This window comes from Reinekea thalattae (genome assembly GCF_008041945.1).
Classification (GTDB): domain Bacteria; phylum Pseudomonadota; class Gammaproteobacteria; order Pseudomonadales; family Natronospirillaceae; genus Reinekea; species Reinekea thalattae.
This window is the reverse complement of record NZ_VKAD01000001.1, coordinates 501724-516608: the sequence shown is the minus strand read 5'-3', so window position 1 is coordinate 516608 and position 14885 is coordinate 501724. Positions and strand designations below refer to the sequence as shown.

Sequence of the window (14885 nt, the reverse complement as noted above, 5' to 3'; positions counted from 1 at the left end):
CTTCCTTAATAGGTACGCTTTTTAGGTTGGAAAGGTTCGACGGTTTTAGGCTCAAAATTAACCGAACGCTTAAGAACTTCTTTAGCAGTTGGGTTATATACCGAATGGCATAGCCAATTTTTATCGTCGCGATCTTCAAAGTCATATCGAGCATGAGCGCCACGACTTTCCGTACGCACATCTGCTGATATGGCGGTCGCCTCGGCAACCTCCATCAGATTACCTAATTCCAACGCCTCGATGCGGGCAGTATTAAAGGTCTTCGAGTGATCAGACAACACTACGTTTTCGACACGCTCACGCAACTGCTCTAATTTTTTGCGCCCTTCCGCCATTTTTTCGCCTTCGCGGAAAACGCCAAAATGTAATTGCATCGTGTTTTGTAGGTCTTTTTTCACTTCCGCTACCGGCTCACCAGAAGTTCGAGCGTCTAGCGCAGTTAATTTTTGCAGCGCAGCTTCAATATCACTTTCGCTGGCAGCTGCTGAGTCATAACCCTGCTGTAGCGTTTCTTGAATCTGAATGCCTGCTGCTCGACCAAATACAACCAAATCTAATAACGAGTTACCACCTAAACGGTTAGCACCATGTACCGAAACACAAGCAGCTTCACCACAGGCGTAAAGCCCTTCAATAATTTGATCATTGCCTTGTTCATCTAAACGAATAGCTTGGCCGCCAATGTTGGTTGGTATGCCACCCATCATATAGTGACAGGTCGGCACCACTGGAATCGGTTCTTTTGCAGGGTCGACATGAGCAAAGGTTTTGGAAAGCTCTAAAATACCTGGCAAGCGCTCTTGCAAGAGCTCTTCACCAAGGTGGTCTAGCTTTAAGAATACATGGTCATTATCAGCGCCGCCGCCGCGACCTTCTAAAATTTCCATAACCATAGAACGCGCCACAACATCGCGGCCCGCCAAATCTTTTGCGTTAGGCGCATAACGCTCCATAAAGCGTTCGCCATCCTTATTAATAAGATAGCCACCTTCACCTCGGCAACCTTCGGTTACCAACGTACCAGCGCCATAAATACCGGTTGGGTGGAACTGCCACATTTCCATATCTTGCACAGGAAAACCCGCGCGCAAGGCCATACCAATACCATCACCGGTATTGATCAGAGCGTTAGTGGTTGAGGCGTAAATGCGCCCAGCACCGCCAGTTGCTAAAACAGTTGCTTTAGAGCGAATGTGCACAACATCGCCAGTTTCTATTTCAATGGCAATCACACCAACAACAGCACCAGTGGCGTTTTTAATCAAATCCACGGCATACCATTCGTTTAAAAAGCTGGTCTTAGCTTTTAAATTGCCCTGATAAAGCGTGTGCAATAAGGCATGTCCGGTTCTATCAGCAGCTGCACAGGTTCGAGCCGCCTGAGTTGGATTATCTGGACCCTTAGACTGGCCGCCAAAAGGACGCTGATAAATACGCCCCTCTTCTGTTCGAGAGAACGGCAAACCCATATGATCTAATTCAAAAACGGCTTGCGGCCCGACTGAGCACATGTATTCGATAGCGTCTTGGTCACCAATATAATCAGAGCCTTTCACGGTATCGTACATATGCCAACGCCAATCATCTTCTGGGTCAGCACTGGCGATAGCACAAGTAATGCCGCCCTGAGCGGATACGGTATGCGAACGAGTTGGAAATACTTTTGACACTACAGCGGTATTTAATCCGGATGTAGCCAATTCTAATGCAGCGCGTAGTCCTGCACCGCCGCCACCGATTACGATGGCATCAAAGCTCATTGTTTTTATTTTTGACATCTTTTAAGCGCCCCACACTGCTGTGAATCCAAAGACAAAATATACAAACGTTATGGCGGCAACGAACAATAAAAACAAAAATCTCGCCAAGGTGTTATGAATATAATCGGTAGCGACGGTCCATAGGCCGACCCAAACATGAGCAACAATAGCCAGCAGCGTCGCCACTGAAAATAACTTAAACCAACTGTTCGCAAACAGCGCATGCCATTGCTGAAATGAAAGATCTGGATTTACCGCAAAGAAAACCACCATAAATAACGTGTAGCTTGCAAGAAGCACTGCCGATACACGCTGAACAATCCAATCAACGAGGCCGTTACGGGAGAAACTCGTGACACTTTTTACCATACCCAAACCCCCAGCAATAAAATACAAATGACCGATACAACCAGCACCACAATCGATGCAATTGGACCGGTTTCTTTGGTCTCAAAAAAGCCCATATCCATTAATAGATGTTTAATACCAGCAATCAAATGGTAAGCGATTAGCGATAAAACGGCCCAGCAAATGAATTTGGCAAATGGATGCAACATGACTTGAGATACCGTATCAAACCCTTGCTGCGAGCTTAGACTTAAATTCAAAGCCCACATCAGAAAGGCCAATGCGACAAAGAGGCCAACTCCGGTAATGCGGTGAATAATCGAAGCGATGGCAGGAACAGGCAGGCGAATAGTTGTGATATCAAGATTCACAGGTCGATTTTTTTTCACAGGCGTAGTCTCAGTTGTTCTTATTAAGTGCATTATTAAGCGCTTTATTATTGAGTTGTCAAACTAGATGCTCACAGCCTATTAGTCAAAAAAAATATAGGTACCCGCTTTTGGTAGGATAAAGAAAACTTTTTTTCAATTTAAATGGGTTTTAGCTGTTTTTATCTTGGAACCACACTCAAATATTAGCAGCCAGCATTAGTTTTACCTCAATCATTATTCCAGCTCGTCTCTAATACTTTAGCGTGTAGACTATTTATTGAACGAACTAATGGTTCGGTAAATTGACTTTCAAACGCAAAACTCTATAGTGATTTGGTAATGCTGCTGATAATCGCCGTTCTTTTATATAAATAAAATATAAAAAAATGAATGTGCTAAGTAGTTGTTTTTACTCCACAATTGGCGTCAATGTCGACGTAACAACCGTAAACAAGAGGAGACCTCATGGCTAATAAAATCGCCAAGCTGGTCATTGAAGGGCAAGACCCCATAGAACTACCTATTTACCCAGGTACGTTAGGGCCAGAAGTTATTGATGTTCGTGGCTTAGCTTCTAAGGGTTACTTCACTTATGACCCCGGCTTTATGGCAACTGCCTCCTGTGATTCCGCCATCACTTACATCGATGGTAACGAGGGTGTATTACTGCATCGCGGATACCCAATTAAAGAGCTAGCAGAAAAAAGAGATTACCTAGACGTTTGCTATTTGTTACTCAATGGCGAACTGCCAGACGACAAAGCGAAACGTGAATTTCACCAGATTGTCATGCGTCACACCATGGTTCATGAACAGATGCACGACTTCTTTAAAGGCTTTCGGCGCGACGCTCACCCAATGAGTGTTATGGTCGGAGTTGTCGGCGCCCTGTCTGCGTTTTACCACGACTCTCTCGACATCACTAACGAACACCACCGTGAAGTTGCGGCAACTCGATTGATCTCTAAAATGCCGACACTGGCTGCGATGGTTTATAAATATTCCATTGGCCAACCATTTGTTTACCCTCGCAACGACTTATCGTACGGCGGAAACTTCTTACACATGATGTTTAGTAACCCATGTGAAAAGTACTACGTTAGCCCGACTCTAGCGCGTGCTATGGATAAAATATTTATTCTGCATGCCGATCATGAGCAAAACGCTTCAACCTCCACAGTGCGCCTAACAGGCTCCTCTGGTGCAAATCCTTTTGCATGTATTGCTTCTGGTATTGCAGCGCTTTGGGGGCCTGCACACGGCGGTGCAAACGAAGCAGTATTGAACATGCTCGAAGAAATTGGCGACGTCAGTAAAATTGATGAGTTCATTGCTCGAGCGAAAGACAAAGATGATCCATTCAGATTAATGGGATTCGGTCACCGAGTTTATAAAAACTACGATCCTCGCGCTAAGGTAATGAAAGAAACCGCTGATGAAGTGTTATCAGAATTAGGCATTACCGATGACCCGCTATTGGACATCGCTCGTAGGCTCGAGCAAATTGCCTTAGAAGACCCTTACTTTGTCGAGAAAAAACTCTACCCGAATGTAGATTTCTATTCTGGTATTATTTTCAAAGCATTAGGGATTCCAACCTCGATGTTCACGGTAATTTTTGCCGTCGGCCGTACGCCTGGCTGGATTGCACATTGGAAAGAGATGATCTCAGGGCCATACCGAATTGGCCGCCCTAGACAGCTCTACACCGGTGAAGGTGTTCGTGAAGTTGAAGAATAAGACTTAAATTAAGCAAGATTAAAATTAAGTTAAGATTCATCGATAAAAAAACCGGCAATTGCCGGTTTTTTTATGACTAGAGATAGCTCCCGTTAATAGCTTAACAAAGAGCTTCTAGCGGCCATTAAAGTAAACCTAAAACTAGGCTTTTTTCGCCTTAGGCTTTGCTTTCGCTTTTGGCTTAGCCTTGGCTTTTGCTTTTGTCTGCACAGCCCACTTACCACTGGCATAATAAGCTGCCCAACCTGTCGCTTTACCGTCTTCTTCAGACATAACGTACTGCTCTTTGGTTTTACGACTGAAACGAATAACGCTCGGCCTGCCATCGTCATCAGCAACAGGTGCATCACAAAGGTAATGATACTTTTCTGGTAACTCCTGCTTATGAGGAATCAATTCTGCAACCAAAGGCGGTCGTGTTTCTCGGTTTTTCGGGAATTGACTGGCCGCTAAAAACATACCAGCAGCACCATCGCGCAGCACATAGGTATCGTCTACCTTTTGGCACTGCAATTCAGGCATTGGCACTGGATCCATCTTTGGTGGTGCCGCTTCGCCGTTACGTAATAACTTGCGCGTATTTTTGCAGTCATCAGAAGTACAGCCAAAGTACTTACCAAAACGCCCGGTCTTCAACTGCATATCATTGCCGCACTTATCGCACTCAAGTACAGGGCCGTCATAGCCTTTGATTTTAAAGGCGCCCTTTTCAAGCTTAAAGCCTGAACATTCTGGGTTATTGCCGCAAATGTGTAGCTTACGAGTCTCATCAATGAGATAGCTATTCATTGCTGTGCCGCAAATGTCGCAACGCTCTTTTTGGCGCAACTGATTAACTTCGGCTTCATCGTCATCTTCAGAAATAGCTTCTTCACCTGGAATAAGGTTCAGCGTGCCCTTACAGCGTTCTTTAGGCGGCAAGCTGTAACCTGAACAGCCTAAGAACACACCGGTAGTTCCGGTACGAACCATCATCGGGCGGCCGCAAGTCGGGCACTCGATATCCGTCAGAGTCGGTTCATTCGGCTTCATACCACCGTCTTCGCTACTGGCCTTGCTTAGCTGGGCAGTAAAGTCCTTATAAAACTGATTAAGCACCTCTTTCCAGTTTCGCTTGCCGTTGGCAATTTCGTCTAAATATTCTTCGAACTGAGCTGTAAATTCGTAGGCCATAAGATCATGAAATGAGCCTTCTAAGCGCTCTGTAACGATATCGCCCATTTTTTCAGCATAAAACCGTCGGCTTTCTAACTTAACGTAGCCACGATCTTGGATGGTAGAAATAATGCTGGCATAGGTAGAAGGCCGACCAATACCTAGTTTCTCTAATTCTTTTACCAATGAAGCTTCAGTAAAACGAGCAATTGGCTTAGTAAAGTGTTGTTTCGGCTCAAGCTTTTCTAATTTAACGCGCTCACCAACCGCTATATCCGGTAGCTCGATAATGTCATCCCGCTTACCTGGGTGCATGACTCGAGTAAAGCCATCAAATACCAACACTCGTCCCTTGGCTTTTAGCTCATAGCCTGCAGTGTCAATTGAGAGCGTCGTGCTTTTATATTTTGCCGGCACCATTTGGCAAGCAACAAAACGCTGCCAGATAAGCTCATAAAGCCGCTGAGCGTCCCGCTCCATAGAAGTTAGATCGGTGCTTGAAATACTGACATCAGACGGACGAATCGCCTCATGCGCCTCTTGAGCGCCATCACGGCTGCCGTAAGTGATCGGCTTTTCAGGCAAATACTTAGCGCCGTAAGAATCGCTAATGTATTGGCGCGCATTTTCAACCGCTTCAGCACTCAGATTGGTAGAGTCGGTACGCATATAGGTGATATGACCGGCTTCATAAAGCCGCTGCGCCATCATCATGGTCTTTTTAACACTAAAACCTAAGCGAGTACTGGCTGCCTGCTGCAGCGTTGAAGTAATAAAGGGAGCAGCTGGTTTCGAGCTGGTAGGCTTATCTTCGCGATGAGTAATTTCATAATCTGGCTGATCTAAGCGCTTAACATGCTCATTCGATTCAGCCTCAGAGGTAGGACGATACTTTTCCCCCTGATACTTAACCACTTCAAATGGAATTTTATCGGAGCCACGCTCAGTATGAGCGTGCAAATCCCAGAACTCTTCTGGAATAAAGGCACGAATTTCGCGCTCGCGCTCAACAATCAGTTTCACAGCGACCGATTGCACACGACCAGCGCTTAAGCCTCGAGCAACCTTGGCCCAAAGCAAAGGAGAGACCATAAAACCAACAACGCGATCTAAAAATCGGCGGGCTTGTTGAGCATTAACACGGTCGATCTCCAAATCACCCGGCTTTTCAAATGCCTCTTGAATCGCTTTTTTGGTGATTTCATTGAACACTACACGCTTATAGCGTTCGTCTTCGAGACCAATAGCCTCTTTTAAATGCCAGGCAATGGCTTCCCCTTCGCGGTCCAAATCGGTCGCGAGATAGATAACATCAGCATCTTTGGCCAGTCGCTTTAATTCATCGACAACTTTTTCTTTGCCAGGCAAAACCTGATAATTGGCCGCCCAGTCATTGTCAGGGTTAATGCCCATGCGGTTAATTAGCTGCTCATGGGACTTTTTCTGCTTATAAACAATCTTTTCTTCGGCGCTCATCTTACGCGTCAAGGCCGCCTGCTTTGCCCGTGCTTTCGGGTCTACAGGCTTACTTTGGCCACTGGTTGGCAAGTCACGAATATGGCCAACCGAGGATTTGACGACAAAGTCTGATCCAAGATACTTATTAATAGTCTTTGCCTTGGCAGGCGATTCCACTATTACCAGTGATTTTCCCATGCGTTATGATTCCGCTTATCTTATGATGTCTTTTTTATATAATTAACTCAGCTTAGAGCTTTCCGCAAGCGGCTGTGGTTATATAGATAAAATTTTATCCGTCAAGCAGTATTACGCATTAAAGGGTAGATATATGTCTTTTTGGGGTTTTATTGGCATTTTGCTCCTACTTGCAATTATGGCGAGTGCGCTTCTTGTAGCAAAATACGCAGCACAAAAAGAAGCTGAGTTTCGTGAATTGAAATTCAAAGCTAGGCAAACACACCTGACGATTGTCGATCTCGACGAAATCTGCCGCACGCTTCTTTTATATGACAAAGATATTCAGCTATTGGATTATTTTATTAAAGAAATGCGCTCTCTTATCGATCGTGCTCTTGAGCTGATGCCAGACAGTGAATCGATTCGCGGTGATGTACTCAATGTGCGCTCATTAGAGCAGGAAGTTGACGTCTTAAGAAACTCAACATCAGAGCCGGAAATTCCCGTTTCGGATCAGCAAATCAACCTCATGAAAAAACATTTTTTACGCGCGCAGAAAGCCATTAAACGACTCGCAGGCGCTGGCAGAATGCCATCCAACCGAGCCAGTGAACAATATAACCGGCTGGTTCAGAGCGCCCTATTACTTGAAGTGAAGGCGTACCGAAAACAGGGCAACATTGCTAAAAACGAAGGCGATACCAGCTCAGCTGCGAACTTCTTTAAGCACGCTAAAGAATTGCTGATGAAGTCTGAACTCAACTTTGAAGGCAAATCGGAGCTAATTAAAAAGACCTCGAATGATTTATCAGGCCTTTATGTTACTAACGAAGATGAAGAAAACGACGACGAAACCGAGGCCACATCTGAAGCTGAAGAGGTTGAGGTTAAAGAAGACAGTCAGCAAGCCGGATAGTAAATCCGGCTTAGCTAGTCGCAGCCAGCGGATTAATCAACACAAGATCGCAATCCGCTGCAAGCTGGCTTAATAATTCCGCCAACTGCTGCAAACTCACCTCTTTGGTATTTTCATTCCATACCAAGCCAACAAACGCATCATTGACCACTAAAGCTGTCACCTCTTCTGGCACTTTCGCTAACCGTTGTGCCAGTCGTTGATAATGTGTTTCTGTGACATTCTGACGCTGCTGCCATGCCCAGCCATTAGGCAAATAAATACCTGACTCACCACTGGTTCTAAGTATCGTAAAGGCTAATCGGTCATGTGGGCTATCATTGGCTTGCGGGTCCACTTCAAGTGCTAGTCGGTATAGGGTTTCAATGCTATTGCGTTGATTGACTCGACCATACTCACTGGTGTCAGGTAGCTTTATGCTGCCAATGAGAAAGCCCTGAGCAATAGCACTTGAGCGAAGTTGAGCTAGGTGCTGATCTCGCTTTGAAGGCTTAAGCCATAAAAAGGCGCCAATGACTAATAGACTCGAACAAATTGCAATTAATAAATCCATTCTGTCATGACTCCATCAATGCTTCGAGTTCAGCCCAACGATCATAAGTCAGATCCAGCTGTGCTTGAACGTCCGATAAACGTGCCAGCACAGGCATTGTTATATCTGCTGGTTGAGTATAAAAACGACTATCCGCAATTTGCGTTTCAAGCTCATTAATTTCCGCTTCCAGCTGTTCAATTTTTTCTGGTAACTGATCGAATTCACGCTGATCTTTATAGCTGAGTTTTTTCGGTTTTTTTTGTGTCTCAGCAACCTCTTCAAGTGCAACTTTTGTAGAAGAACCGCCCTTTTGCTGACTTTGCTCTGCCGGCCAAACGCCACCCTGAGCGGCCCAATCTTCATAGCCTCCTGGGTAAATACGGATAGCCCCGTCACCTTCAAAAGCCCATGTTTTTGTAGCCAGCTGATTAATAAAATAACGGTCATGGCTGACTAATAATACCGTGCCACTAAACTCGGCTAAACGATCGATAAGTAACTCAATGGTGTCCATGTCTAAATCATTGGTTGGCTCATCCAGTACCAATAAATTTGCTGGCTGACTGAACAGTCGAGCTAACAATAAGCGATTAGTTTCACCACCACTAAGCTGACGTACTTTCATGTGGCAACGCTCAGGCTGAAACAGAAAATCTTCTAAGTAGCTAATAACATGTCGTGACTTATCGCCAATGGTAATAAATTCACGCCCTTCGGCGACGCTGTCGATTAGTGTTTTTTCTGGGTCGAGCGCCATGCGCGCCTGATCAAAATAGGCAACATTTAATTTAGTGCCGACACGCAACTGACCCGACTGTGGCTCTAACTCACCCAGTAATATTTTTAATAAGGTCGACTTACCAATACCATTTGGACCAATTAAGGCAATTTTTTCGCCACGCGTAATGACATCAGAAAACCCAGCAATAATGGATTGTGATGGATAATCAAAAACGACGTCGTTAAATTCTGCTACCAGTTTGCCACTAATTTCGTGCTGATTAATGTCGAACTTCGCCGAACCTTGCTGATCCCTTCGTTGCGATAATTCTGAACGCATCGCCTTTAAAGCTCTAACGCGGCCTTCGTTACGAGTTCTACGCGCTTTGATACCTTGACGAATCCAGGCTTCCTCGCGCGCTAAAATTTTATCTTGGTGCGCACGATGAGTCGCCTCAACCTCTAACGCTTGCTCTTTTTCGGCGAGATATTTTTCATAGGGTGCATTAAAAGAAGTGATCTGGCCACGATCGAGATCGATAATCCGCGTCGCCAAATTATCAATAAAGGAACGGTCATGAGAGACAAACAACAGAGTCCCGTTGAAAGCTGATAACAATTCTTCCAACCATTCAACCATTTTAATATCTAAATGGTTGGTCGGTTCATCTAAAATCAGCAAATCGGGTTCATCGACTAACGCTTGCGCAAGCAACACACGCCGACGCCAGCCGCCAGAAAGCTCGGAAAATAATTTATCCGTCGTCAACCCCAAGCGACTGATAACCGTCTCCGCTTTGGTTTGATAATGCCAACCATCAGCCTCTTCAATGGTTTTTTGTAACTGCTCCATTTTGTCTAAATCAGGTGCTTCAGATGCAGCTATCGTTTGATACTCATACAACGCTCGGCCAACCTTTGGCACGCCATCGAGTACGACTTCTAAAATAGTACGACTATCGCCTTCAGGAAGTGCTTGTTGTAAGTGACCTATTCTCATACCTTGTGCGTACTTAATGACGCCAGAGTCGAGTTCATATTGGCCTTGAATTAACCGCATAAGGGTTGACTTACCGACGCCATTACGCCCAACCAAGGCGAGTCGCTCACCTTTTTCTAGCACAAAGCTACAGCGATCTAGTATGGCTAAGGAGCCCATCGCAAAATTCACACTGTCAAATATAATAAGGCTCATAATCACTACTTATGGCACTATAAGTGCCAATTAACAAATTCATAAAATACATCGCAACACTATTACAGGGGTCATTGACGTGCCTAAAATAAAATCTGCAGGTCCAATTATCGCGATAGTCATCTCTATCCTGTTCGTGCTTTGGATGCTCATGGGCGGTAAAAAGCCTGAGAGCGTAACTCATTTAGAAAACACTCATAAAACTATCGTACCAAGCGTTCAAGCAATCGACAGTACCGCAAGAGAGGTGCAACAGAAGCTGACCGTCAATGGTACAACAAAAGCACAACAGCAAGTAACTGTCATCAGTGAAGGTTCAGGAAAAGTCACCAGTGTCTTAAAAACGCAAGGAGAGACTGTTGAGGTCGGCGATATCATTGCTCGTTTAGACAGCAAAGACATACCCGCCCAGATTGAACAGGCCAAAGCCTTTGAAAAGGCAGCGCAATTAGAATACAACGGCGCGAGTGAATTAAAGCGTAAAGGCTTAATCAATGAGGCTCAAATCGCCGCTCTTTATGCTTCTTATCAGCAAGCCAAAGCTAATGTCATATCACTTGAGCTGCAATTAGAACACACCCTACTTCGCGCCCCAATTGCAGGCCAAATAGAAAACAGCGATTTAGAAATAGGTACTTTCATCCGTAATGGCGATGCTGTTGCCAGTATTTATGACTACCGAACCTTGGTTTTTGAGGGTTCTATTTCTGAAAAAAACATTGCCAAGCTAGCGATCGGTCAAACTGCGGAAGTCGAATTAATCAGTGGCGACTTAGTTGACGCAACCGTCAGCCATATCAGCTCAGTCACTAACCCAGCGACAAGAACCTTTGATATCGAACTTGAAATCAACAAGGTCGATAGAAAAATTTCCGGCGTGACGTCAACGGCAACCATTCACCTTGATAATGCTCTAGGCCATTACATTAGCCCTGCATTGCTGTATGTGAATAACGATGGTCAGATGGGGTTAAAAACGCTTAACGCTGAAAATAAAGTGCAGTTTGAAGAAGTACAAATTATCAGCTCAGATACCGATGGTGTTTGGGTTCAAGGATTGGATGAACGTTCCCGTATCATTATTGTTGGCCAAGGCTTTGTTAGCCTAGAAGATACTGTTGAGCCAAAAATGGTTGAATTCAATCCAGCAACGGCCGTTGGTCTTTAAGGAGCCTTATTGTGGTTTCATTTATTAAGGCGTCCTTAAGTCGCTCACGTACGGTTATACTGGTTTTTTTATTGATATTTTTTTCCGGCGTTTCGGCGTTGGTATCTATCCCGAAAGAAGCAGAACCGGATGTTACTGTCCCCTTTGTTTATGTCGGCGTGTCCTTAGAAGGTATTTCACCAGAAGACTCTGACCGATTGATGGTTCGGCCATTAGAGCAAGAGCTCAGCACCGTCGATGGTCTTAAAGAAATCACCAGCACTGCCAGTGAAGGTCATGCTGGTTTAACCATGGAATTCCGCGTTGGCGTTTCTATTGACGACGCACTTGTCGATGTTCGTGAAGCGGTTGATACCGCCAAAGGCAATCTTCCTAGCGAAGCAAGCGAACCTTACGTGTTGGAATTCAACATTGCAGAATTTCCGATCATCAATGCATCACTATCTGGTGAAGTCGATGATCGCGTACTATTTAAGATCGCTGATGATCTTCAAGATCGCCTTGAAGCGTTGCCCAGCGTACTGGAAGCAAAGATAAACGGTAGCCGTGATGAAGTTGCAGAAATCATTATCGATCCTGCGCTAATGGCAAGCTATAACATTTCGCATGCCGAACTTTATTCCATTGTTTCAAATAATAATCAGCTGGTAACCGCGGGGAATTTAGACACCGGTGCTGGACGCTTTTCTTTTAAAGTACCTGGTTTAATCGAAACCGAAGAAGACATTCTAAACCTTCCAGTCAAGGTCGATGGTGATACCGTGGTTCACTTTGGTGATATCGCCGTCGCGCAGCGAACCTATAAGGATGCTGAGACCTATTCTCGACTCGATGGTCAGCCTTCAGTTACATTGGAAATTTCAAAACGTGTCGGTGAGAACGTTATTGAAACCATTGAAAGCGTTAAGGCAACTATCGAAGAGGCTTCGAGCGCTTGGCCTGAAGGTATTACGGTTACCTACACGCAAGACAAATCGGTTTCCATTCAACAACAGTTAAACGACCTGTTTAACTCTGTCATGCTATCGACCTTGCTCGTGTTCATCGTCATCGTTTGGGCATTAGGTGTACGCAGTGCTGTATTGGTTGGCTTAGCGATTCCAAGCTCGTTCTTAGCTGCAATTCTAGTGATGTCGATGCTCGGTATTACGCTTAATATCGTTGTGCTGTTTGCGCTTATTTTATCCGTTGGCATGTTAGTCGATGGCGCGATTGTGGTGATCGAATACGCCGACCGACGTATGTCTGAAGGTGCAGATAAAACCACTGCTTACCGTGAGGCAGCCACCCGTATGGCTTGGCCGATTATCGCATCGACAGCAACCACTCTTGCCGTCTTTATGCCGCTGCTATTTTGGCCCGGCATTGCAGGTGAGTTTATGGGCTATCTACCGAAAACGGTATTGATCACGCTGTCAGCCTCTTTGATTATGGCTCTCATTGCTATCCCAGCTTTTGGTTTCTTATTTGGTAAAGCCTTACCTGTCACCGAGAAACAACAGGTCACCATCGATGCAATTCAACAACGGCAGTTCGGTAATATTAAAGGTGTTTTAGGTCGCTATATTAAGTTCCTCAGCTGGCTACTACCCCGCCCTTGGATTGCCATGGTTTTGGTATTTGTAGTGATGCTACTCATTGTTATCGCCTTCATCATTCGCCAGCCCGGTGTTGAATTTTTCCCGCAGGTTGATTCAGATTTCGGTTCTGTTGTTGTGCGAGCGCGCGGCAACCTTTCACTCGATGAACGCAACGAAATTGTTAAGCGCGTTGAACAAAAAGTGATGGAAGTCGAACACATTAAAACGGTCACCACGACGGTCACCACATCACCTTCGAGTGAATACAGTGCAGATACAATTGGCATTCTATTTGTCGAATATTTTGACTGGACACCGGCACGTCCAAGCACCGACCTGATACTAAGCAATGCCGTTGCTGCGACTTCGGATATTGCCGGTATTGTTGTCGAAACAAAGCAGCCTGCGAACGGCCCGACAACAGGTATCGACATTCAATTGCAGTTTGTTTCGAACAGCATTGAAAGCCTATATTCGGCAGTCGATACGGTGGTCAAAACCATGCAAGCCGACGAGCGCTTCAAAGAAGTTACCGACAACCGATCACTCGATGGTTTAGAGTGGAAAATTGAAGTTGATCGTGAAGCGGCTGCGCGTTTCGGAACCAATGTTGCAACCGTAGGCTCATCGATTCAGATGATAACCAACGGCCTTAAAATTGGTACTTACCGTCCAGATGATGCTGATGATGAAGTCGACATTCGAATTCGCTACCCATTTAATGGCCGAGATCTCGAACAGATCGATAATTTAACCATCACTACTCAGGGTCAACAGGTACCGATCAGTAACTTTATAAAACGTACCGCGGAAAACAAACGTGGCGATATTTTCCGTACTGACGGTAAGCTCACCCTAGAAATTGAAGCAAACTTACAACCTGGAGAACAGGTTGGCTTTGTCATTGCCGACTTACAGACTCAATTGACCGAGCTGTATCAAGCTGGTCAATTACCACAGGACGTTACCTTTTTGTTCGTCGGTGATCAGCAAGAGCAAATGGAAACCATGGCGTTTTTAGGCAACGCCTTCTTGGTCGCGCTATTCATCATGGTGATTATTTTGGTAACGCAATTTAATAGCCTACTGCAAACCGGTTTGATCTTATCTTCTGTTGTACTTTCAACAGTCGGTGTCTTAGTCGGTATCATCGTGACAGGCAACCCGTTCGGTATCGTCATGAGCGGTGTTGGTATTATTGCTCTGGCTGGTATTGTGGTAAATAACAATATCGTGCTTATCGACACCTATAATGTCATGAAGCGCGATGGCCTAGAGCCGATAGAAGCGGCCTTAGTCACCTGTGCGCAACGAGCTCGGCCAGTTGCGTTAACCACCATCACCACCATTTTGGGGTTGGTGCCGATGGTGTTGCAGCTAACTATTGATATACCTGGTCAAGAAATGTCTATCGGCGCGCCATCAGCGCAATGGTGGACTCAGCTATCAACAGCCATTGCAGGAGGTTTAACCTTTGCAACTCTGTTAACGCTGGTCTTGACCCCAAGCATGTTAATTTTTATTGACCGAGATATTAAACGCCTAATCGCTTGGTTAAAAACTATCTTAGCAGGCTTACCTAATCTAATTACGACACTTATTGCACGTAAATAGTCCTTGCCGAGCGAAGGCCCCTGCCTTCGCTCGCTTATTTTTCTTTACCGACTCACTCAAGCTTTAAACTACATTTATTACCTATTAATACCCATTCTTTATCAGCTAAGAAGCATCAGCTCTGACCACACCAATTAACATGGCT

The 14885-nt window shown here is 45.1% G+C and carries 10 protein-coding genes; 4 read left to right on the top strand and 6 right to left on the bottom strand.

The window, feature by feature from the left end; genetic code table 11:
- Nucleotides 1-5: 5 nt before the first annotated feature.
- From sdhA to sdhC, 3 genes are read right to left on the bottom strand one after another with little or no spacing between them, the layout of a single operon-like run.
- On the bottom strand, nt 6-1778 hold the full coding sequence (gene sdhA, locus FME95_RS02380; protein ID WP_147712812.1) for a succinate dehydrogenase flavoprotein subunit: 1773 nt from the start codon (nt 1776-1778) through the stop codon (nt 6-8).
- A 3-nt stretch (nt 1779-1781) separates the two neighbouring features.
- A complete protein-coding gene (gene sdhD / locus FME95_RS02375; protein ID WP_147712810.1) occupies nt 1782-2129 on the bottom strand; it encodes a succinate dehydrogenase, hydrophobic membrane anchor protein in 348 nt (115 codons plus the stop codon).
- Nucleotides 2123-2497: a succinate dehydrogenase, cytochrome b556 subunit gene (sdhC, locus tag FME95_RS02370; RefSeq protein ID WP_147712808.1), complete on the bottom strand. Its 375-nt coding sequence runs from the start codon at nt 2495-2497 to the stop codon at nt 2123-2125. Before sdhC ends, sdhD begins: the two co-directional genes overlap by 7 nt.
- Before the next feature lie 447 nt (nt 2498-2944).
- On the opposite strand from sdhC, the gene FME95_RS02365 reads away from it, so the two are divergent.
- A complete protein-coding gene (locus tag FME95_RS02365; RefSeq protein WP_147712806.1) occupies nt 2945-4219 on the top strand; it encodes a citrate synthase in 1275 nt (424 codons plus the stop codon).
- A 141-nt stretch (nt 4220-4360) separates the two neighbouring features.
- On the opposite strand, the gene topA is transcribed toward FME95_RS02365, so the two are convergent.
- Nucleotides 4361-7030 (bottom strand): type I DNA topoisomerase, encoded by a 2670-nt coding sequence (topA, locus tag FME95_RS02360; protein ID WP_147712804.1) that lies wholly within the window; start codon nt 7028-7030, stop codon nt 4361-4363.
- Between the two features lie 133 nt (nt 7031-7163).
- Here topA and FME95_RS02355 point away from each other — a divergent pair, with 133 nt between their 5' ends.
- Nucleotides 7164-7928: a hypothetical protein gene (locus tag FME95_RS02355; protein ID WP_147712802.1), complete on the top strand. Its 765-nt coding sequence runs from the start codon at nt 7164-7166 to the stop codon at nt 7926-7928.
- 10 nt (nt 7929-7938) lie between these two features.
- On the opposite strand, the gene FME95_RS02350 is transcribed toward FME95_RS02355, so the two are convergent.
- Both FME95_RS02350 and FME95_RS02345 read right to left on the bottom strand, forming a co-directional pair.
- Complete coding sequence (locus FME95_RS02350) at nt 7939-8481, bottom strand: hypothetical protein (protein ID WP_147712800.1); 543 nt, start codon at nt 8479-8481, stop codon at nt 7939-7941.
- A gap of 4 nt (nt 8482-8485) precedes the next feature.
- Nucleotides 8486-10378, bottom strand: a complete 1893-nt coding sequence (locus FME95_RS02345) for an ATP-binding cassette domain-containing protein (RefSeq protein WP_147712798.1) — start codon at nt 10376-10378, stop codon at nt 8486-8488.
- Between the two features lie 79 nt (nt 10379-10457).
- Between FME95_RS02345 and FME95_RS02340 the strand changes: the two genes are divergently transcribed.
- Both FME95_RS02340 and FME95_RS02335 read left to right on the top strand, forming a co-directional pair.
- Nucleotides 10458-11546 carry an efflux RND transporter periplasmic adaptor subunit gene (locus tag FME95_RS02340; RefSeq protein ID WP_147712796.1) on the top strand — a complete coding sequence of 363 codons (1089 nt, stop codon included), beginning with the start codon at nt 10458-10460 and terminating at the stop codon, nt 11544-11546.
- Nucleotides 11547-11557: 11 nt separating this feature from the next.
- Nucleotides 11558-14740 carry an efflux RND transporter permease subunit gene (locus FME95_RS02335; protein ID WP_147712794.1) on the top strand — a complete coding sequence of 1061 codons (3183 nt, stop codon included), beginning with the start codon at nt 11558-11560 and terminating at the stop codon, nt 14738-14740.
- Nucleotides 14741-14885: the final 145 nt, after the last annotated feature.